Here is a 20,663-nt window from a genome sequence, read left to right as displayed (position 1 = left end):
GTTCCACTCTATACCTTTACGCAACGGCAAGGTCAAGCCTCAAATTCAGGTTAGTTGCTGTTCTGCAAATTCCCGGTAAAGGGAATGGCTTTCAACCAATTTTGAATGGGTCCCAATGCCAGTAACTCTTCCCTTTTCGATAAAGACAATTTTATCCGCCTCGACAATAGTCGAAAGCCGATGGGCAATCACAAGAGTTGTACGGCCCTCCATCAGACGACTCAATGCCTGCTGGACTATTCCTTCCGACTGGCTGTCAAGGCTTGCCGTCGCTTCATCCATCATGAGGATTTTCGGATCCCGCAAGAAAGCGCGAGCAATAGCAATGCGCTGCCGCTGCCCTCCGGATAATTTGATGCCTCGCTCCCCTACCGCGGTATCCAAGCCATCCGGAAAATCGCGGATAAATCCTTCCGCATACGCCATACTGGCAACTTCCCACAATTTATCATCGGATATATCGAGTGAAGCCGATAGGCCGTAAACTAAGTTTTCTCGAATTGTACCGCCCATCATTGCACTTTCTTGTGAAACATAGCCGATTTGGCTGCGCCAGGACGTTAGCGACAAATTTTTGATCGGAATGCCACCAATCGTAATTTCTCCCATTTGCGGTTCATAAAAGCGTTCAATCAAGCTAAAAATCGTCGTTTTTCCGCTTCCGCTCGGTCCTGCAAAAGCAATCATCTCGCCTGGCTCAGCTTTAAAAGAAACATCCTGCAAAATAGGCTCTTCAAGTTCATAAGCAAAATGGACATGCGCTATTTGCAACGTTTTATGGGCTATATCGAATTCTAACCCCTGCTCTTCCTCCTCTTGCGACAAATCCAAAATGTGTATAATACGTTCGGTTGCACCTTTTGCTTTTTGGAGTTCCGTAAAAAACAAGGCAAACGTTGTTATTGGCATGATAATCTGAAACAAGTACAACAGAAAAGCGACCAGCGAACCTGTCGACATCGTTCCTTCAGCTACGCGGATACCGCCATAGCCGATAATGACGACAATTACTATCATGACGACTGTATACATAAGCGGAGCAATCAAAGCATAGATTTTTGCTTCTTTTAGTCCGAGTGCAAAAAGCTTCCCGATACCCTTCAACCCTTTAGCTTCCTCCACTTTTTCTGCTGTCGAAGCTTTCATTAACCTGATTTCGCTCAACGTTTGCTGAACATGTCCCGTGAAAACAGCTGTTTCGTCTTGCAGATTACGTGAAATTTTAGCCATGCGGCGACCGAGAGGAATCATGACCGCTACTGTCACCGGCACTGCTAAAAGCATGATCAGTGTCATTTTCCAGTCAAGAACAAGCAATATAGTAACAGCTCCGATGATGGAAACGATGCCGTTGATAAATTGCGGAAAATGGTCAGTGATTAAATTCCGGACAATTCCTGTGTCGTTGACAATGCGGCTAACGGTCTCTCCGCTGGATTGCTGGTCGAAGTAAGGCACACGCAGCCGGATCAGCTTCTCCCACATTCGCTCTCGAAGGCCTGCCACCACTTTTTGTCCGACCATGCTGAGCAAGTAAATGGATATTCCGCTTATAACTGCCTGTAAGATAAACGCTGCGGCAAGCCCAGTTATCAATAAAGGGCTAATCGCATCCACTGAAAATCCATCCACTAGATTTTTTGTCAGCAATGGCACGACTAGCCCGACAAGTGTTGTAATGATGCTTGCGGCTAACCCTGTAATCAGCGCCCATGTTGGAATCTTCAACGAGAACAACAAAGAAACGAAGGGCCTTAACGTTACTTTTTCTTGCATTTTATCCATAAGAGGGTCTCCTATTCTTTAGGAAAAAGTTTATGAAGCGTATTTTAATTTAATGTGCTGCATTGATTTTCTGATCTTTCGGAAGCCATAATCCAACAAGCCCAATTATCGGTAGGATGGATACAACGACCATTGTTTCATAAACGCCAATTGCGTCCATCAGCATGCCAATTACGACACCTCCGATTGCCCCCATGCCAAAAGCCAAACCGACAGTCAGTCCGGACATTGTTCCAATTTTGCTCGGTACAAGTTCTTGCGCATATACCACCGTTACTGAGAAGCTCAGCATGATAAAAAAGCCGATCAACGCGAGTAAGACTGCCACTGCAAACAGCGGTACGTACGGCAGAACAGCGGCGAGCGGTATCGGCACAAGGAGCGATAGCACAATAACGTTTTTTCGGCCAATTTTATCGGCAAGCGGCCCGCCGAAGAAGGTCCCTGCTGCTCCGACCGCTAAAAATAAGAAGATGTATAATTGCCCTTGCTGAATCGTCAGCTTATAAGTCTCCATTAAATGAAAGATATAAAAACTGGTCATATTCGTTACATAAAATGAACGGGCGAAAATAATGACCAATAACAATGTAAGGGCTATGCCTACTTGCTTTCTGGTCATTTCGGGCAATGAAGAAAGGATGGATTTTTTTTGTTTCTGCAATTTCTCTTGTGCCAGCCGTTCTTTATACCAGAACGAAATTCGCGTCAAAATGAAAATACCGATAGCCGCAACGAACAAAAACAAAGCAGCTCCGCGTTGTCCAAGCGGCACAAGGATAAACGCACTAATCAATGGAGCAAGGGCTTGACCCGAATTTCCCCCCACTTGATAGATGGATTGGGACAATCCCCGTTTCGACTCGGCTGCCATAAACGACACGCGTGATCCCTCAGGATGAAAAATCGCTGATCCGAAGCCCAGGAACATAACCGATACAAGAATCAGCCAGTAATTAGGAGCGAATGCTAGCCCTGCGATTCCTAGAAACGAACTGGTCATGCCAAGCGGCAAGGCAAAAGGCATCGGTTTTCGATCACTGATATAACCGACAACCGGCTGCAGGACAGATGCTACCATATTCAACACAAATGCAATCAACCCCAACTGCGTATAAGTTAAACCAAGGTCGGTTTCTAGAATAGGGAACATTGCAGGAATAACGGCCTGTAGAGAATCATTCAGCAAATGGCAAGCACCAATTGCGAACATGACCGGATACACCGGACTTCCTGCTCCATGAGAAGAAAGTGCTTTTGCCATTTCGCGCCTCCAATAAATCATATTTCTAATTGAATGCTTTCATTATAGAACAGTTCCCGCTCTTCAGAAATCCTTTACGCTTTTTTAACCATACAAAAAAACACTTGCGGAACTGAATCCACGAGTGTTTTTAAGCGGCTTGCGCCTTTTTCCAATTTTTCAACCGGTTATCCAATACAAAATTCCCAAAAGGAATAAACGCAACGATAACTGCGCCAATTGCAAAACGGAACGGCCATTTCACTACGAAAGTTACGTAAACAATGGCTGCACAATAAAGTGTAAACAGTCCACCGTGAATAGCGCCTACAATACTTACTGCTTCCGGCAGATCAAAACCATACTTAAGCGGCATGGCGATGAACAGCAAAATCAATAGCGAGCTTCCTTCCAAAAAACCCATTACCCGGAACTGCTCTAGTGCATTTTTCAACATTTGCTTCCCCTCACAATCTACTATCCATTATAAAAGCGGGGAAACCGGCCTGTACAGCTTTCCTATAGCAAGTTAACTAAGAAATTCCGTGCGTCTTCAACGTTTTGCCATAGTTTGATGAAATATGCTCCGATTAGGATGTCGATACGCTACAAAAAGAATAGAATGCGATTAATTGATCACCCAAAGATCCTACTGCATTTTTACGAATAATACCTTCAAGTAGTCGCCTTCTTTAAATTCTTTTTGTACCCGAAAATCGCTTGGCAGTGTAAATTCTTCCACGATGCTGTATTTTTTACCAAGGTCTTTGAACGCTTTATCGATAAACCCTTTAAACTTCTTCATGCCAAAAGAAGCACTATTCGTCGAAGCGACAATAAGGCCATCGTCTTCTGTAATCTCGATTGCTTCTTTCATTAAATTCGTGTAATCCTTTGTTGCGCTGAATGTATATTTTTTCGAACGCGCAAAACTTGGCGGATCCAAGATTACCAAGTCGTACTTCATTTCCTTGCGTTTAGCGTAATTGAAATAATTAAATACATCCATCACAAGGATATCTTGGCTTTCATAGTCAATATTATTGACGCTGAACTGTTCAATTGTCTTGCTTGAGCTGCGCTTCGCCAAGTCAACGCTTGTTGTCTTTGCTGCACCGCCTAGGGCTGCCGCCACAGAAAACGCACCAGTATAAGAGAACGTATTCAACACCGTTTTCCCTCTAGCATATTTTTCTTTGATGGTATAACGCACATCGCGCTGGTCTAAAAATATTCCAGTCATGGCTCCGTCATTCAAATACACTGCATAATTCATGTTATTTTCCTTAACGATCAATGGGAATTCTCCGCGCTCCCCCGCCACAAAATCATCTTCTTCAATATACTGCCCTTTAGTATCAAAGCGTTTTTTCTGGTAAATGCCTTTGAATTCCACGAGTTCGCTAAGAGCAGCAACAACTTCCGCTTTGAATGTGTACACGCCTTCGCTATACCAGCTGACCAGATAATAGCCTGCAAAGTAGTCAATCGTGAATCCACCAAAACCGTCGCCTTCCCCGTTGAATACCCGGAAAGCTGTCGTCGACAGATTATCAAAAAAGGATTGCCGCTTCGCTAATGCGCTTTCCAGTTTTCCTCTGATAAAGCTCTGGTCAATTACATCTCTTTCGTTGCGTGTCAGCACCCAGCCATATCCTTTGTTTTGTTTCCCAAAATAGCCTTTGCCGATAAAGCGGCCCTGCTTATCCGTCAACCGCAGAATAGCGCCTTCTGCTCTAATAGATTCTATATTCTCCACTGATTCTTTTAAGATTAGCGGGTAGCCTTTAACGTAATCCGCTTTGAATTTTTCGTTCACTTTTAAAGAAATTTCCGGTTTCATTATTCTCATCCTATCTGTACATCCTATTAATCTTATAAACAGTGTAATACAACGCGCTCTTCTTTTATACCGATTGCCTTCATGGCTCAAAGCTTTTTTGCATATAAAAAGCGTTTTGCATTTCTGCAAAACGCACCCTTTATGCTTGGATCCATCCCCATGCTTCTTCCATTTCCTCTAACGAAAAATGCTTGGTTTTGACGCCTGGCAAATAACCGCTCGCCTCTGTAAGGCCCTTTAGCCCCTTGTTGTCGCTAACGACCGCCAGTTTTCCGTATTGGCTCCAGCGCTTAATATCGATTTTCACTTCTTCAGCTACAGCCTTAAATGCCGCGCCATCAAAATCATAAACAACCGCGTAAACGTTAAACTTACCGTCTTCCTCAAATTTTTCCTGGATTACTTTATCAAGCTTCTCCATATCCTCTTTTCTTACTTTGCCATTCACTTCAACTGCAATTGTACGAATATCCTTGCTTGGTACCAAAGTCAGCATGTACATACTCCTCTCAACTTGAACTCTTATCATTCTTCTTCCCTATCTTTGCGGCTTCAAACAGGCGTATATTTCATCATTCTTCTATTAAAATGCGGTATATTGCATAAAACAACCTTTTTGAATAATTAAAATTGGTGTATACTGGATGTAGTCATATTAGAAGAAAGGGGAAGCTGCAATGCCGGTCCCAGTAAACCACCCTAAGCCTGTCCGTGTTACCGCAAAAGAAAGTGCTTACCTCCAATTACAGCAATGGATAATAGATGGCACGCTGCAACCTGATGAGAAATTGGTAGATACCGACCTAGCAAAAGCTTTAAGCTTAAGCAGAACCCCTATCCGTGAAGCCTTACAGCTTCTTGAAGCACAAGGTTTTGTTGAAATGTTCCCTGGCAAGACGACCCGCGTGACGAAAGTCCATAAAGAAGATATTGTTCACCTTCTCCCTCCGGTTGCCGTGCTTCAAGCGCTGGCAGCGGAACTGGCCATTCCGAACTTAGACAGCGAGTCGATTAGCATGCTGAAAGAAACAAATCAACGGTTCGCCCAAGCGATAAAAGCGAACGACAATTTCTCTGCACTTAAAATTGATGAAGAGTTTCACCAACTTATCGTAAATGCTGCAAAAAATCCTTACGTGCACACCATGCTCGACCGTCTGCAATCCCACGTCAGAAGGCAGTTTTTCCATAATTCATTGATTGTCACTGCCGGTTCGTATAATATGCATCAAAAAATCATCCGAGCTCTTGAAGAAAAAGATGCTGCGGAAGTATCGAATCTGATGAAAGCAAACTGGATTAGAACTATCGATGAATTAACGGCTCCAGCAAACGCTTGATCAATTGCATATAATAGAAAAAAGCTGTTCTAAAAGCTCTTATGCTTTTAGGACAGCTTTTTATGTTGAAGCCAAACCGATTTTTCGGCCTGACCATTAAACCGGCATTACATTTCGTTTTGTACAGACTGTGCGCGTGTACCTTTTCTAAGATTAACAATAACGCCTGTAACGGCAATTACGATAAGGACTGGAAGGAACCAGCCAAGCCCACTGTTGTAAAACGGAAGCACAGACGCATAAAAGTCGATGATTGTTTGCAACCAAGCAGGGTTTTCAACTCCCAATAAAGCAGTCAATGTTTTCAATCCATCAATGAGACTGATCAAGAAAGTAACTGTGATAACCGATACATAAACGAGGCGGTGATGTTTGAATAACGGCGACAAAAACGCCAGTATGATCAACGCGATTGCCAATGGATACAACAGCATCAAAACTGGAATAGAATACGTGATGATATTGGACAATCCAGCATTTGCAACGGTTAAAGAAAATAGTGTGAAAATCACAACATAAACTTTATAGCTAATGCGCGGGGTAAGCTTGTTGAAAAACTCAGACGTTGCCACTGTTAATCCGATAGCTGTCGTCAAACAAGCCAACGTAATGATTACCGCAAGCAGCACTGCCCCGAAAGTTCCGAAATAATGAGATGAAGCTTCGCTTAATACTGGGCCGCCGGTATCGAACAAACCAAATACGCCGGTACTAGTTGCGCCTAGATAAGCGATCCCTACATATACTAAAGCCAGCAAGCCTACCGCCACAACTCCGCTCTTCATAGTTGCTGAAAGTATGCCTTGTGGTGACTTGATGCCCATTTTGCGTACAGTTGAAATAACAATAATTCCAAACACCAAGGAAGCAAGTGCATCCATTGTGTTATACCCTTCAGTGAAGCCTTTTAAAAACGCTCCGCTTGAGTAGGCATCCTGAGGAGCTTGTATGCCGCCCAATGGCTTTATAATTACCATTGCTAACAACAGCAATAGTGCCAATAATATGGCAGGCGATAGAAACTTCCCAATGTTGTCGACCATTTTAGACGGATTTAATGAAAGCCAAAGTGAAATCCCGAAAAATACAAGCGAGAAAATAAAAAGACCTAATGCCATGGAAGTTCCGCCAACAAATGGTGCAATTCCAATATCGTATGCGACAGCCCCTGTTCTTGGAAGCGCAAAAAACGGGCCAATCGTCAAATAAAGCACCGCTGTGAAGATTAATCCAAACAAAGGATGAACCCGTCCAGCAAGGTCTTGCAAATCATTACTCTTTGAATAGCCGATTGCTAGAATGCCAAGCAAAGGCAAACCAGCTCCAGTAACTAAAAACCCTGCTACCGCTATCCAAACATTCGTTCCTGCATATTGGCCAAGCTGCGCTGGAAAAATTAAATTGCCTGCTCCAAAAAATAAGGCAAATAACATCATTCCGACTACAGCATAAGATTTAAAAGATAGTTTTGTATCCATCGTGCTTTTTCCCCTTCCTGTATCTGCATAATGTTCTATAAAAATTTAACATTATGATTTTCATATAATCTAATTTCGATCAACTATAGGTATGCAATATATCACAAATGTAATCATACAACATTTTAAGCTAAATGCAACGAAAAAAACTTAAGTTTTTAAAAAACTCTGCTTATTCCGGAAACAAAAGCATTTATAATACTTTTTTGATATAGTTTTTTGTTATCGAATTGTTTAATAAAAAACAAAAAAGCAAGTTTGCCTTTTAGGCAAACCTGCTCTCTATTTTAGGTTGGACGGATAAAGCGTCATGCCGGCATCTACCGGATACATTCAACCACCCCTTAAATAGTTTGGATTCAATAACGGAGAGCAGCCACCGATTTGCTGATGGTTACATGCTCCATATTATAACCTTTCCATTTTAGATAGTGTTCCATGCCGCTTTTAGCTATATCTACATTGTTCTTTGGACCAATCGTAATGTGGCTGATCGGCAGCCTTGTCTGAAAATCAACTGCGATATAAGGAATGATAACGCCATTTTGTGCACGGAATTGCACTTCTGGCTGTCCATCGCCTTTTCTGCTCATTAAAGCAATCCGGTATTCTTCCTCGCTTTTAAATGCAGGATCTTTAAAAAACACCGCACAGGAGGCGATTAAAGAAAAGAAATGATCCGGCAGTACTTTTTTTATTTCGTCTATCTCGTAAGGCTCTATCAGCTCAAATGTTCTCAATAGCAACTCAACCAAAACCTCTTCCTGCTCATGTCTGCCATAGGTCACATAGCCATGAAGCATCGGCCCACTGGAAAATCCGCTGACTTTTCGAAAAAGCTGTTCTGCGGAAAAGCCAATGTTGTAGCCTTCCCCTTTAGCATAGTTGTACCAAAGAGCGAGCGAATCTTGCGCATGCGACAACGAAAAAATGTAAACTTCAAATCCGTTTTCTTTTACTTCTTCCATAAAGAGGCCCATGATCCGTTCCAACTCACGGATATAAAGGCGCCATAAAGGGGTCTGTTTTCGGTTTTCCAACTTCCTCACAATGTGCTCCAGAACTCTGGAAAAATAAATCAATTCACTTGAATCGTTCAAAAAGGTCCCTTTGCTCATCCATAACTGATTGGTTTCGATCATTCCCATTAAACTTGGAAGACCTGTGTAATGATAAAGGGACTGTTCGGTTTCATGCACTTTCCTTACTTGCTTCTCGACATTATCCCGGAACTGTTGTTCGAGCACTTCTGCTAATTCTGCACCCTCCACCATGCCGTAGCCCCTTTCCGCAAAAAATAAGAAAGCAGTTTTTCTTATCATTCCCGCTTGCCGTCTATTCAATCTGCAAAGGGAAAATCACTGTAGATTAGTCGGTTGCTTTTCTTCCATCGGTTGAACTATAACAAATCCTTCTCCTTTAAATTCCATTTGAATCGATTCTCCGCTGCCGCGTCCAACCAATGTCCGGAAACTCACATCAGTGCGAAATTCCGGTGTTAAATTGCCAGACCAAGCGACTGTAGCATTTGGGTCGGTTATGACTGATTCACCAGGGCGTACAAGTAATGTCAATGGTTCATAATGAGAAGTGATGGCGACTCTTCCTTTTCCAGACAAAGCTATATTAAACAGGCCGCCTGCCATCATCCCTGCTACTTTTCTCATCAATTTAATGTCCCATTCAATGCTCGGCTCAAAAGCCAGCAAATCATTGCCATTCACCGTAATTGTTTCGTTATTCAAGTGGAAGATTGTAATTTTCTTACCTTGATCCGCTAAATACAAACGGCCCCGGCCTGTCGCTTTCATTAAAGGCGCACCTTCTCCTGTTAACGCTTTTTTGAACATCTGCCCAACGCCATGTTCAAACATCCGCTCCCGTTCAAATTTGATTTGTCCCGTGTAAGAAATCATTGAGCCTGCCTTCGCCCATACAAGATCAGTCAAATTCACTTCCAAAATTCTTGGGGTCTCCAGTTCAAAATAGTCATTTTCCTGTTCATCTTGTTTCGTCTTCTGGATAAATTCGTTGAGTGTATATTCGCCCATATCCTCTTCCTCCATTCGTGTTTTCTATCATACGGCCAGAAATTTAAAAGGTTTCAACCAGCAGTACGCAGACCACCGCTTCTTGGAATAGTTTTGGACAAATTTGCTTTCAACTCTTTGCTATCATTACTATACCTTTGCTGTTTGTCCCAGAAACAAAAAGAGCGGACTTTTCTCTTTGCGAGAACCAACCATTAACGCTTCTTGCACCATTTGCGATAAAATGGAAAGTGAAAGAACGACTGTTTTAAATGATGGGAATAGCCGTCCCTCCTTACAGGAGACGGCTATTCCTTTTTATAGTTTAATGAAAATTAACGGAAGGCTGCGATTGTTAATGAAATTTGCCATCATCTTTATTCAAATTGTTGTATTATACGGCATCTATTTAATAGGAGAAGAAATACGGACGTTTTTTAATTTGCCGCTCCCTGGAAGCATTATTGGCTTTCTTCTTTTGTTTGCCGCTTTAATGCTAAAAATTTATCCACTTCGCTGGATTGAATCCGGCGCTCATTTTTTATTGGCGTTTCTATCGTTATATTTCATTCCGGCAACAGTCGGGGCAATGGAATATGGAGAAGTTTTTACCGGCAAAGGGGTTTGGTTGATCGCCATCGTCTTAGTCAGCACCTTGATAACGATGGCTATTTCAGGACTCTTAAGCCAATGGGCAAGCCGCTCGGCTCAGCAAAGGAGGGACAGTTGATATGGATGTTGTTCTGTTGTCTTTATTGTTCGCCGGAATGACCATCATCGCTTATTTGTTGCTTAATAGCTTGTATTTCAAATATCGCTGGACACTTTTGACTCCTGTTTTAACGACTACCACAACGATCATCATTCTCTTGCTGCTGTTTGATGTGCCATACGAACAATATATGCTTGGCGGCCAGTGGATCGGCTCTTTTCTCGGGCCGGCTGTTGTAGCCTTAGCTGTGCCGCTTTATAAGCAACGGGATCTGCTGATTCAAAACTTGTGGCCTGTAGCGCTGGGTGTTACTTCAGGTGCATTTGTCGGCATGGTGAGCGGTTTGCTGTTGGCAAAAATGTTCCGGTTTTCTGAGGAACTCATCTTGACAGTTTTGCCAAAATCGCTCACTTCCCCTGTAGCGATGCAGCTTGTGGATGGTTTCGGCGGCATCCCTTCATTAGCTGCCGTATTTGTCATGGTCGCTGGATTCAGCGGGGTCATTTTCGGCTCTTGGCTGATGAAATTGCTCCACATCGATTCTCCGATTGGCCGTGGTATCGGACTTGGATCATCGGCTCACGGACTTGGGACTGCCATGGCATTCGAATATGGCCCTAAAGACGGCTCGATGAGTTCAGTCGCTATGACCCTCTGCGCTGTGGTCGGTTCCTTTCTTGGGCCGGCACTTGTTTGGCTATTTTTCTAGTTTTAAAATGCCCGCGTTCCTCCAATAGGAACGCGGGCATTTTTTTATCTTCCAATATCTCTTTTATTGTATCCGACAAACCCGAGCGCCGCTAAAACGGCAGCTGCTCCAGTCAATACAGCAAGATTCATATAGTTTGCGGATTCAATTGGAATCCGCGGAACATGGCCAAATGGCGACAATTCGACAACCCATTCCGGAAATTGGAACAATCCCCCCAGGTAAACGACAATGAACGAGAAAGCTAAGTACAACCAGATAAACCCTGTCAGTTTCGGTGCCCATCCAACCAATAAAACCGCAATTCCTGCCATAATTAAAATAGCAGGTAAATAAGCAAGAGCGGCACTAAAGAACATGCTCAACGCCAGTTCTTCTTCCATTACCGAAAGCCCGACTCCGCCTAGCCCAAGACCCGCGAGCGACAACATGACAAACCCGACGATGAAAGACAGCAGACAATAGCTGCCAAGTAACCGGTTTCGTGAAACGGCTCTGCCAAGCACATGTTCCACTCGCTCACTCCTTTCCTCACCCTTCAACTTTAAAACCACCATAATAGCAGGAATGGCGGCTATAATAGCCATAACCGACATCAGCATCGGAATAAACTGCTCTGTCAACGAGAAGCCTTCCGTTTGCACAAGCATCTCTTGCATAATATCAACATCGGCGAAAAACGATTCCAGATCGCCCAGTACGGAACCATAGGATGCTCCGATTAAAAACAGGCCGGCTGCCCACGCCAACATGCCTGTACGCTGCAGCCGGAAAGCAAGGCCAAATGGGCTTGTCAAAAGGGCAGAAGCACGGGTTTTACCAGGCCGTGAAGGCAAGAAACCGGCTCCTAGATCACGGATGGAATTTAAATACAAAGCGAAAGCTCCCAGCAATAATGCGACACCCACAGTCAATAAAACTGGCCACCAATAATTATTCACGTATACTTCAGCTCTTAAAATCCAACCAAGCGGAGAAAGCCAGGCAATCGCTTCACTTCCAATATCACCGATTGCCCGCACAATATATGCCAACAATAAAAAACCGATGGATAGGCCAATGACACTTCTGGCATTCTGAGAAAGCTGGACAAAGACAGCGGTAATGCCTGCAAATAGCAAACCAGCTGCCCCAAGCGCAGCGCCGTATAATAAAGATCCTTCCAGATCCATACTTTCTATTTCCAATGCGTACAAGCCGGCCCCTATAACAAGCGCCAACACGATATTGACAAAAACCATGACCAATAACGCAGATATTAAGTTCGATAGGCGGCCGACTGGCAAAGAGCGGACCATTTCAATGCGCCCATCTTCTTCGTCTGTCCGGGTATGGCGGGTGACGAGCAAAATATTCATCAAGCCCACGACTACTGCAGTCATCAACAGCATTTGATGCGCCATCATTGCGCCTGCCGTATAATTTGCAAGTCCGTATCCCGGCCCGACCATTGCTGTCATTGCTGGATTTTTCATCGTTTCTGCTATCGCTTGCCGCTCTTGGGCATTTTGATAGAGGTCGGTAAATGCAACAGCAATCAGTAAAGTAGAAGCTGCGAAGGCCAAAATCCAGATCGGGATACGCAGCCGGTCACGGCGCAAAACAAACCGGGTCAGGCTTCCGGTTTCAGCAAAAAGGTGCTTATCCATTAAGACTCGCCTCCTACACCCGCTCCTTCGTAATGGCGCATGAACAGTTCCTCCAGAGTCGGTGGCGCGCTTTCCATACGCACAATTCCAAACCCGCTGATATAACGGATGACATTGTCTAATTCATCAGCATCCACTTGAAAAGAAAGCGCCCCATCTTTTTCTTCAATGCCCGCCACACCTTTCATTTTAGATAACTGGGGCATCGGCTGTTTTGTTTCAACCAGCAACACTGTGCCGGTCAAATGACGCAGCTCGCGCAATGTGCCTTTTTCAATGATTTTGCCTTGCCGGATGATGGCGACTTTATCACATAGTTTTTCAACTTCCGACAAGATATGGCTCGACAGCAAGATGCTTTTCCCTTGCGCCTTCGCTTCCAAGACACATTCCTGGAAAACGCGTTCCATCAGAGGATCCAATCCTGATGTCGGCTCATCCAGTATATAAAGGTCTGCATCCGAAGAAAAAGCCGCTACTAGCGCCACTTTTTGCCGATTCCCCTTTGAATAGGTACGGCATTTTTTTCCTGGATCCAAATCGAACTTGCGGATCAATTCATCTCTCCGGCTTTTGTTGTTGCCTCCGCGCAATTTAACAAATAGATCGATGACTTCACCTCCGGTAAGGTTTGGCCATAAACTGACATCACCTGGTACATATGCAACACGCTTGTGAATATCAACAGCATCTTTCCAGGCATCTTTGCCGAATATGGTCGCCTGCCCTTCTGTCGCCTTCAAGATGCCAAGAAGGACCCGGATTGTTGTGGATTTCCCGGCGCCATTCGGACCGATAAAGCCGTATATTTCCCCTTTTTCCACTTCGATATCCACACCGTCTAGCGCCGCAAAATCCCCGAACTTCTTTATTAACCCTTTTGTCTGCAAAATTGTCATGTTTCCTGCTTCCTTTCTTTATAGAAACTTTTCTTCAAAATATCAAGGTAGCCGTAAAATTCCTGCCAGTATGGTTCAAAGTCGACGGTCGCCAATCTCTGCCCTTCAAGCTTATGCAGCAATTCATTCTGATAGCCATCCATTGACCAACGGATCAATTTGAAGGCCTTCTCTACATCCACATCATCCCGGAACATTGTGGTATCGATGCCTTTGTAAAGCATTTCGTTTCCAATCTTCTGCATATCTTCATATTTTTTCTGTATATTCGAAGGCAATCCGCTGTCTTTTGCCAATAATAAAGTACCGATAAAATTAAAGACGTTTCTATTTTCCGACTGGGCTTTGATTTTTACCTCTGCTATTCGCTGAAGCCGTTCGATAAAATCCGTCTCACTCACATCTACTAGATTGAAATAATTCTCCATCATAAAATCCAAGCTATAGCCTGTTAAGTAATCGTATAATTCTTTTTTGCTCTTAAAGTAATAGAACAGCATTCCTTTTCCAATGCCAGCGCCTTTAACAATTCGGTTGGTCGAAGCTTGTTCATAACCATTTTCTGCAAATTCCTTTAACGCAGCATCCAAGATTTTTTGTTGTTTAGCTTTATCTAAAGCGATAAATTTATCCATCGCACGAATCTCTCCTTTTCTTTCGACCCCTATGGTCGACTCCAGTTTATACCCGTCGACCACAGGGGTCAACGGTAAATTGAAAGAATAATTAAATATATTAGTTTAAAGCAATAAAACTTTGCTCTTCCCCTTTTTAGATGCTATGTTTTGAAGAGAATATAAATAGGGGGTACGAGTAATTTTGAAAAATTTATTTAATAAACAGAGCCGCGCATTGATTGCCGGGATTGCATCACTTGCTCTTTTGACCGCTTGCGGAAATGGAAGCGACAATACAGCTCAAGAAACAACAACCGAATGGGATCGGATTCAGGAAGAAGGCACGTTGACTGTTGCAACTTCCGGCACGCTTTATCCAACTTCCTACCGAGCTGAAGGAACAGATGAATTGACAGGCTTTGAAGTGGAAGTGGTAAAGGAAATCGGGAAACGCTTGGAACTGGAGATTGAATTTACTGAACTTGGTTTTGATGAAATGCTGACGTCTGTTCAAACAGGCCAAGTCGACATGGCTGCAAATGATATTGAAGTAACTGAAGACCGCAAAGAGAAATTCTTATTCTCGACGCCATTCAAGTATTCTTACGGCACAGCAATTGTCCGAAAAGATGATTTATCGGGCATCCAAACACTGGAAGACTTGAAAGGCAAAAAAGCAGCAGGCGCCTCCACATCCGTTTACATGGAAACGGCACGCTCTTATGGCGCTGAAGAAGTTGTGTACGACAATGCAACAAATGAAACCTATTTGCGCGATGTCGCTATCGGTCGGACCGATGTCATTTTGAACGATTATTACCTGCAGACACTCGCACTCGCCGCTTTTCCGGAATTGAACATCACGATCCACCCAGATATCAAGTACAGCCCATCTGAAGTAGGCGTAGTGATGAAGAAAGAAAACACGGAATTGGCGGAAAACGTCAACCGTGTAGTCGAGGAAATGATCGAAGACGGCACCATCGCTGAAATTTCTGGTGAATTTTTCAATGGTGCAGATGTAACAAAGAAAGTGGATATTGAGGAGTAAAATTTTGAAAGAAGCTGTCCCATTTGCGGACAGCTTCTTTTTATTTTCCTATTGATATGATCGTCGTTCCATCAAGTTGATGCCGATCCCCATACAAACCACACCAAACAGCAGCATAATTGAAATCGGTTCAGCTAATTCTTGCCAACTGCGGTTGTAAATAGCGACTCCTTTCAAAGCATCCAGTCCATAGGTAATCGGCAAAATTTTCGAGACAGCTAAAAGAAATGGGTTTCTGACTATTTCAATTGGCCAAAAAGCCCCTCCAATCATCGCCATGCCGGTTGCGAGGATCGGTACGATTGCCTGCAGCTGCTGCGGACGGCTCACCAGCCCCATAATTATCATACTCAGCGCCACAATCGCAAACGTATAACATGCTGTTATCAGCAGCATTGCAGCGAAACGGTCGCCTAAGTTAAATCCGAAGACATACCGGAATAAGAGGAATACCAAAACGATTTGAGCAAAACCGATTACAAAACTATACGTCAAATGGCCAAGGTAAATTTCCCATTTACCAAGTGGCGACAATATAAGGCGATTCCAAGTGCCGTATTTTTTCTCTTCAACGATTTTCGTTAAACTGAACATGATGGTATACACGGAAAAAAACAAACTCATGCCAAACAATAACTGCAATTGATTATCATATTGAAATAGATCGGTTCCTTCAAGCGTCGAAGTCTCTACCCGAAGCGCGGGTTCTTTCATCACAGTAGCGACTCTTTCCCGGAAACCGGCATCAGCCGTTTGGCTTTCCATCTGCCTCAAACGCAACTCCTCACGATAAGTTCGATCCAAAAATGCCTCTAAAACGAAACGGCTCATATCATCTGCTGCAAGAACAAGGCGGTAGTCTGCTTCCATCATGTAAAGCGCCAGTGTTGCATCGCCGCTTGACACCGCTTTTCTCGCCTCAGCTTCCTTTACCAATTGGAAAGAGAACTCTTCTTTTGCATTCAGCAACTCCACCCATTCCGCTGCTTGTTGTTCAGTCATTGAACCGTCTGCATAGGTCAAGACCGGTGCCCGTTCCGCTGGATTATTTCCTGCCATCATAGCGACAAATAGAATTGTCATTGCAAAGAAAGACAAGACCATGGCCGGAGTGCGTCGGAATCTTTGCCATTGAAGTGAAAATACAGATTTCATGTTCAAGCAGCCCCTTTTCTCGGAAATAGGAGGAGGCTCAGCAAAAGCAAAAGCGCTGAAGTAGCAAGAACACGGTTAAGCATTCCCCATAATGGCTTGATTTCCATTTCTTGAAGCCATATCAAGAATGCTGTCAAAGCAGCTCCGTTCGGTGTCCAGTCTCCAACTTCCCGTATAAATACAGGCATTCCTTCTGTCGGCATAAAACTGCCACCGAGAAACGCAAAAAGTATCACGAGGCTGCCCGAAAAAACTGAATTGACGGTTTCATTATTCAAACGGATTGTTAATGCCGTCAACAAAGAGGCCAAAGTTCCAACACATATTGCGAATACTGCAGCAATCAAAGCGATGCCTGGCCAAAGTTTTAAATTCGTTAAATCAAAAGTTTGGAAGATCAAGGATGAAAAAACAAACAAAATGGCCAGTTGGCAAAATGTAATGGCAGCTGCAGTTATTGCTTTAGATCCCAAGTAAACCAGCGGGTTTCGATCAGAGAGCAAGATCCTATCGAAGACAAACTGTTGCCGCTCAACAAAAGCTTTGCTGCCAATCGTTCCTGCCACAAATAGCGAGAACATAACTGCCATGCCAATGGTGTAATACTGCATTGAGTTGATCGGATTTGCAGCCGAGACCGCCTCAATGCCGCCGACTTCAAAGTTTGGCGCTCCGTAAACCTTCCCTTCTTCTGCAGCCATTCTAGAAACTGTGCTTTCAAAACTTAATGACCAAGCAAACTCATCCAAAATGTTGCGAAATACATCGGATTGGGTGGCAGCGTAATCGGAAATTGTCAATTGTAGTTCGCTGCCAGTACCGATTCCAAGCAACATATTCCGCAAAGCATCTAACGTAAAATTCTCAGGAAGCGTTAAAATCGCTACTACTTTTTCGTCTTTCAAGGCCTCTTCTGCCGCTGTTGCTTCCATTTCTTCCGTCGTTACCAGTTCTCCTAAATTGCCATCGGCCAATATTCCACGCAGCAAAGTTGAAGGGCTTGTTTCTTTAGCCACTGCCAAAAGTGCAGTTTCCTGTTCTGCGGACATTCCTGAATTGTTTAAAGCAGCAGCAAACTGTTCGATGCCTTGCTTTTCGTCATCTTCTTGGACAATGGCCACTTGCATCTTCAGCACCTCTGTGTCCCCTCCGATTAAACCACCCAAAGCAAAGCCTAAAATAGCAATCAAAATGAACGGCATCCCCAAGAGCACTGCTACTTCTGTCCGGTCTCGCAATAGAACCAGCACATCTTTTTTCAAAAAAGCACCCATCGGTTTTCCTCCTCAATCTCTCAGTTTCCGGCCGGTCAGATGCAAAAAAACATCTTCCAAAGTCGGCGTTTGAACCGTTACATTGACGATTTGTGCACGATGGCGCTCTGCTGCTTGGAAGAGGTTGCCCAATACACGGCTGCCTTTCGGGACAATAAAGTTAATGCCTTTGCCAATTTCAGCTGCTTGTCTAATCCCGTCGAACGATTGCAATTCCTTGAAAAATTCCGGATAAGGCCGGTCCAGTTCCATCCATACCGTTTCTTCACTTGATAAGATGCTTTTCAACTCTTCTTTCGTTCCGCTTGCGATGATTCTTCCATGGTCCATAACGTAAACCCGGTCACAAAGCCTTTCGACTTCCTCCATGTAATGACTCGTATAAAGCACTGTCAGTCCTTTTTCTTGATTGAGCTGGCGGACCATCTCTAAAATATGGCTGCGGGATTGCGGATCAATTCCAACAGTCGGTTCATCCATGATGATAACTTCCGGCTCGTGCATCATGGCAGCCGCAATATTAACGCGCCGCTTCATGCCCCCTGAATACGTTTTGACAATTTCCTTCTGCCGATCGACCAATCCGACCAACTCCAATACCCGCTGAATAGAAATTTCCAAATCCTTTCCTGAAAGTCCATAGATCCGACCAAAGAACTTTAAGTTTTCGTATGCTGTCAATTCACCATACAAAGCAATTTCCTGCGGCACCACTCCAAGTACCTGTCTCATCTTACCGGGGTTTTTAATAACGCTCTTGCCATACAGCCTCACATCTCCAGACGACGGCTTCAGCAAAGTTGAAATCATAGAGATGGTGGTGGATTTCCCGGCCCCGTTCGGCCCAAGCAAACCGACTGATTCGCCTTTGTCCAAATACAGATTCGCTCCTTCAACTGCAATCTTTCCTTTAAATACTTTTTTCAGTTCTTCGGTTTCGAGCATAACGTCCTTCTCCCTTCATTCCGCCTTCGTTCTAATCAGGGTATATAAAAAAAGACAGTGCTCCCACTGTCTCACGTCATTATTTTTGTTATTATCTATGACTTCAGTCATTTTTTAAACCAGCTCATGGCGTATTGCATAAATCGCCACTTGCGTACGGTCACGCAATTCCAATTTTTCCAGGATCAGGCTTATATGATTCTTTACTGTTCCGATCGACAATGCCAGTTCTTCTGAAATTTCCCGGTTGCTGCGCCCTTCCCCAATACAGCGAATAATGTCTAGTTCACGGGGTGTCAATGATCTATTCACCTGTTCTTTACTTGGCCGGCTGATCAATCCAGGCAAAATATTCGCGGCTACATGATCCTCCAATACGAGGCCTCCTGCCATGCAGCTGCGGATAGACCGGATCAGCTCCAAAGCATCGGCATCTTTTAGTAAATAGCCTCGCGCTCCAATTTTAAGTGCTTGAAGCGCATACTCATTATCATTGAAGGTGGTTAATATTAGAATTTTGCACTTCGGCCAGCGTGATAAGATAGTGCGGCTCGCTTCCAGCCCGTCCATTACGGGCATTCGGACATCCATAATGATTACATCAAAAGATTGGAGCCCGCAAAGTTCGACCGCTTCTTTTCCGTTCGCAGCTTCGCCAGTCACCTGAATTTCCGGATCTGTTTCAATCATCATTTTCAATCCTTGACGCACCATGGCTTGATCTTCTGCTAGTAAAATACGAATCATCATGGCTCCCCCTCTTTCCTCAGTAAAGGCAGTGTTCCTTTTACAATAAACTCTTTTCCTTGAGGTCCTGCTTCTAATCGTCCTCCGGCCTGTTCAACACGCTCTCTCATAGAGGACAAGCCAAAGCCTTCTTGAAACGGATGATCCTCAGCAATGCCATTTTTGACAATAAAACGAAAAATGCTGCCGCCTGGAGCTTCAAAAATAATATCCGCCTCTCTTGTTTGGCCGTGCCGCATGATATTCGTCAAAGCTTCCTGAACAGCCCGATAAACAATCGCCATTTCCTTATTTCCTAACTGCACCGATAAAGCACCTGCTTTAACAGCAAACTGAATACGAAGAAAACTTTCAGCTTCCAGTTTCCTGATTAAACCGATTATTGCAGATACTCCTCCTTCTTCGTCATGCTTCAGTGTTTTCACTGCCTTTCGCGTTTCCTCCAAACTTTCTTTAGCTAATACCTTTAAGTCTTGGACATGCTCTACTGTTTCCTTGTCTGTCTGCATACGGAAAACCTCCAATTGCATAAGAAGCGCCGTCAGTTTGTGTCCGACCGAATCATGAATATCTCTGGCAATCTGTGACCGTTCTTCTTGCCGCGCCAATTGTTCACCCGCCAGCAAACGCCGTTTCATTTTCCGATACTCGCTTAATAGAGCCTCATTACGCTCTTCCAGCTCAGCTTCTTTAACAAGACTTTTCTTAAAATAGCTAAATGCTGCTAGCAGCAACCCGCTGTAAAGGACGATGAAGATTGGAGAAAATGAAGGGTATCCGAATATCGCAGGAAGCAAATTTCCAATCAGCAAAACAGCGCCTACTCCAGAAGCCCAAATCGGTGGAAGCCGATATACCGCTTTTCCTGCAACTATCGAAAAAGCCAACAAAGGATAAGGGTTTTCCGCTTCATTTGCTTCTGGCCACAGAACCACAATTGCCATCAAGGCAGCCGTGGTCATATTAACACCAGCAAGAAGCGGCCGATTATGGGCTAAAGGCGCCAAAAAAAACAAACTAAAAAATACTGCACTTCCTAAAAAGCGCCACACCATCTCGGTTGACTCAGCAGAAAAATGAACGAGGGACAAAGCCCACGTTACACCTGTTAGTGAAAGCCACATCCAGTAAGAACGCATACACCACTCTCCCCCTTATTCATGCTTTGCCCTATTTCCTACTTTAA

At 44.0% G+C, this 20,663-nt stretch carries 20 protein-coding genes; 4 read left to right on the top strand and 16 right to left on the bottom strand.

The window, feature by feature from the left end:
- Positions 1-45: 45 nt before the first annotated feature.
- The 5 genes from B0H99_RS07710 to B0H99_RS07690 all read right to left on the bottom strand — a co-directional run bounded on the left by B0H99_RS07710 (position 46) and on the right by B0H99_RS07690 (position 5,367).
- Complete coding sequence (locus B0H99_RS07710) at positions 46-1,785, bottom strand: ABC transporter ATP-binding protein (protein ID WP_106533074.1); 1,740 nt, start codon at positions 1,783-1,785, stop codon at positions 46-48.
- A gap of 49 nt (positions 1,786-1,834) precedes the next feature.
- Positions 1,835-3,049 carry an MFS transporter gene (locus B0H99_RS07705; RefSeq protein ID WP_106533073.1) on the bottom strand — a complete coding sequence of 405 codons (1,215 nt, stop codon included), beginning with the start codon at positions 3,047-3,049 and terminating at the stop codon, positions 1,835-1,837.
- A 130-nt stretch (positions 3,050-3,179) separates the two neighbouring features.
- A complete protein-coding gene (locus B0H99_RS07700) occupies positions 3,180-3,485 on the bottom strand; it encodes a DUF3817 domain-containing protein (protein WP_106533072.1) in 306 nt (101 codons plus the stop codon).
- Positions 3,486-3,677: 192 nt separating this feature from the next.
- A complete protein-coding gene (locus B0H99_RS07695) occupies positions 3,678-4,871 on the bottom strand; it encodes a class I SAM-dependent rRNA methyltransferase (RefSeq protein WP_106533071.1) in 1,194 nt (397 codons plus the stop codon).
- Positions 4,872-5,010: 139 nt separating this feature from the next.
- On the bottom strand, positions 5,011-5,367 hold the full coding sequence (locus B0H99_RS07690; RefSeq protein ID WP_181313616.1) for a SpoIIAA family protein: 357 nt from the start codon (positions 5,365-5,367) through the stop codon (positions 5,011-5,013).
- Positions 5,368-5,548: 181 nt separating this feature from the next.
- Between B0H99_RS07690 and B0H99_RS07685 the strand changes: the two genes are divergently transcribed.
- Positions 5,549-6,211, top strand: a complete 663-nt coding sequence (locus tag B0H99_RS07685) for a GntR family transcriptional regulator (protein ID WP_106533069.1) — start codon at positions 5,549-5,551, stop codon at positions 6,209-6,211.
- A gap of 107 nt (positions 6,212-6,318) precedes the next feature.
- On the opposite strand, the gene brnQ is transcribed toward B0H99_RS07685, so the two are convergent.
- The 3 genes from brnQ to B0H99_RS07670 form a co-directional block, all read right to left on the bottom strand.
- A complete protein-coding gene (gene brnQ, locus B0H99_RS07680; RefSeq protein ID WP_106533068.1) occupies positions 6,319-7,689 on the bottom strand; it encodes a branched-chain amino acid transport system II carrier protein in 1,371 nt (456 codons plus the stop codon).
- A gap of 359 nt (positions 7,690-8,048) precedes the next feature.
- Positions 8,049-8,963 carry a DUF2971 domain-containing protein gene (locus tag B0H99_RS07675; RefSeq protein ID WP_181313615.1) on the bottom strand — a complete coding sequence of 305 codons (915 nt, stop codon included), beginning with the start codon at positions 8,961-8,963 and terminating at the stop codon, positions 8,049-8,051.
- A gap of 84 nt (positions 8,964-9,047) precedes the next feature.
- On the bottom strand, positions 9,048-9,740 hold the full coding sequence (locus tag B0H99_RS07670; protein WP_106533066.1) for an AIM24 family protein: 693 nt from the start codon (positions 9,738-9,740) through the stop codon (positions 9,048-9,050).
- Between the two features lie 337 nt (positions 9,741-10,077).
- On the opposite strand from B0H99_RS07670, the gene B0H99_RS07665 reads away from it, so the two are divergent.
- Entirely contained in the window at positions 10,078-10,449 is a 372-nt protein-coding gene (locus B0H99_RS07665) for a CidA/LrgA family protein (RefSeq protein ID WP_106533301.1), read from the top strand.
- Position 10,450: 1 nt separating this feature from the next.
- The gene (locus tag B0H99_RS07660; protein WP_106533065.1) at positions 10,451-11,140 is read left to right on the top strand and encodes an LrgB family protein; all 690 of its coding nucleotides are present in this window, start codon (positions 10,451-10,453) and stop codon (positions 11,138-11,140) included.
- 44 nt (positions 11,141-11,184) lie between these two features.
- On the opposite strand, the gene B0H99_RS07655 is transcribed toward B0H99_RS07660, so the two are convergent.
- From B0H99_RS07655 to B0H99_RS07645, 3 genes are read right to left on the bottom strand one after another with little or no spacing between them, the layout of a single operon-like run.
- Entirely contained in the window at positions 11,185-12,789 is a 1,605-nt protein-coding gene (locus B0H99_RS07655; protein ID WP_106533064.1) for an ABC transporter permease, read from the bottom strand.
- Positions 12,789-13,688 carry an ABC transporter ATP-binding protein gene (locus B0H99_RS07650; RefSeq protein ID WP_106533063.1) on the bottom strand — a complete coding sequence of 300 codons (900 nt, stop codon included), beginning with the start codon at positions 13,686-13,688 and terminating at the stop codon, positions 12,789-12,791. The genes B0H99_RS07655 and B0H99_RS07650 overlap by 1 nt, the downstream gene beginning before the upstream one ends.
- Positions 13,685-14,323, bottom strand: a complete 639-nt coding sequence (locus B0H99_RS07645) for a TetR/AcrR family transcriptional regulator (protein ID WP_106533062.1) — start codon at positions 14,321-14,323, stop codon at positions 13,685-13,687. The genes B0H99_RS07650 and B0H99_RS07645 overlap by 4 nt, the downstream gene beginning before the upstream one ends.
- A gap of 184 nt (positions 14,324-14,507) precedes the next feature.
- Between B0H99_RS07645 and B0H99_RS07640 the strand changes: the two genes are divergently transcribed.
- On the top strand, positions 14,508-15,356 hold the full coding sequence (locus tag B0H99_RS07640) for a transporter substrate-binding domain-containing protein (protein WP_106533061.1): 849 nt from the start codon (positions 14,508-14,510) through the stop codon (positions 15,354-15,356).
- A gap of 48 nt (positions 15,357-15,404) precedes the next feature.
- Here B0H99_RS07640 and B0H99_RS07635 read toward each other — a convergent pair whose 3' ends face one another.
- The 5 genes from B0H99_RS07635 to B0H99_RS07615 all read right to left on the bottom strand — a co-directional run bounded on the left by B0H99_RS07635 (position 15,405) and on the right by B0H99_RS07615 (position 20,616).
- Positions 15,405-16,511 (bottom strand): ABC transporter permease, encoded by a 1,107-nt coding sequence (locus B0H99_RS07635; protein WP_106533060.1) that lies wholly within the window; start codon positions 16,509-16,511, stop codon positions 15,405-15,407.
- A 2-nt stretch (positions 16,512-16,513) separates the two neighbouring features.
- A complete protein-coding gene (locus B0H99_RS07630) occupies positions 16,514-17,785 on the bottom strand; it encodes an ABC transporter permease (RefSeq protein WP_106533059.1) in 1,272 nt (423 codons plus the stop codon).
- Between the two features lie 12 nt (positions 17,786-17,797).
- Positions 17,798-18,730: an ABC transporter ATP-binding protein gene (locus B0H99_RS07625; RefSeq protein WP_106533058.1), complete on the bottom strand. Its 933-nt coding sequence runs from the start codon at positions 18,728-18,730 to the stop codon at positions 17,798-17,800.
- Between the two features lie 114 nt (positions 18,731-18,844).
- Positions 18,845-19,477: a response regulator transcription factor gene (locus tag B0H99_RS07620; protein ID WP_106533057.1), complete on the bottom strand. Its 633-nt coding sequence runs from the start codon at positions 19,475-19,477 to the stop codon at positions 18,845-18,847.
- Positions 19,477-20,616: a sensor histidine kinase gene (locus tag B0H99_RS07615; RefSeq protein ID WP_106533056.1), complete on the bottom strand. Its 1,140-nt coding sequence runs from the start codon at positions 20,614-20,616 to the stop codon at positions 19,477-19,479. The genes B0H99_RS07620 and B0H99_RS07615 overlap by 1 nt, the downstream gene beginning before the upstream one ends.
- Positions 20,617-20,663 lie beyond the last annotated feature (47 nt).

Origin of the sequence: Planomicrobium soli (genome assembly GCF_003014655.1) — a bacterium.
Classification (GTDB): Bacteria; Bacillota; Bacilli; order Bacillales_A; family Planococcaceae; genus Planococcus; species Planococcus soli_B.
The sequence above is the reverse complement of the archived record's forward strand: the minus strand, read 5'-3'. Positions and strand labels throughout refer to the sequence as shown.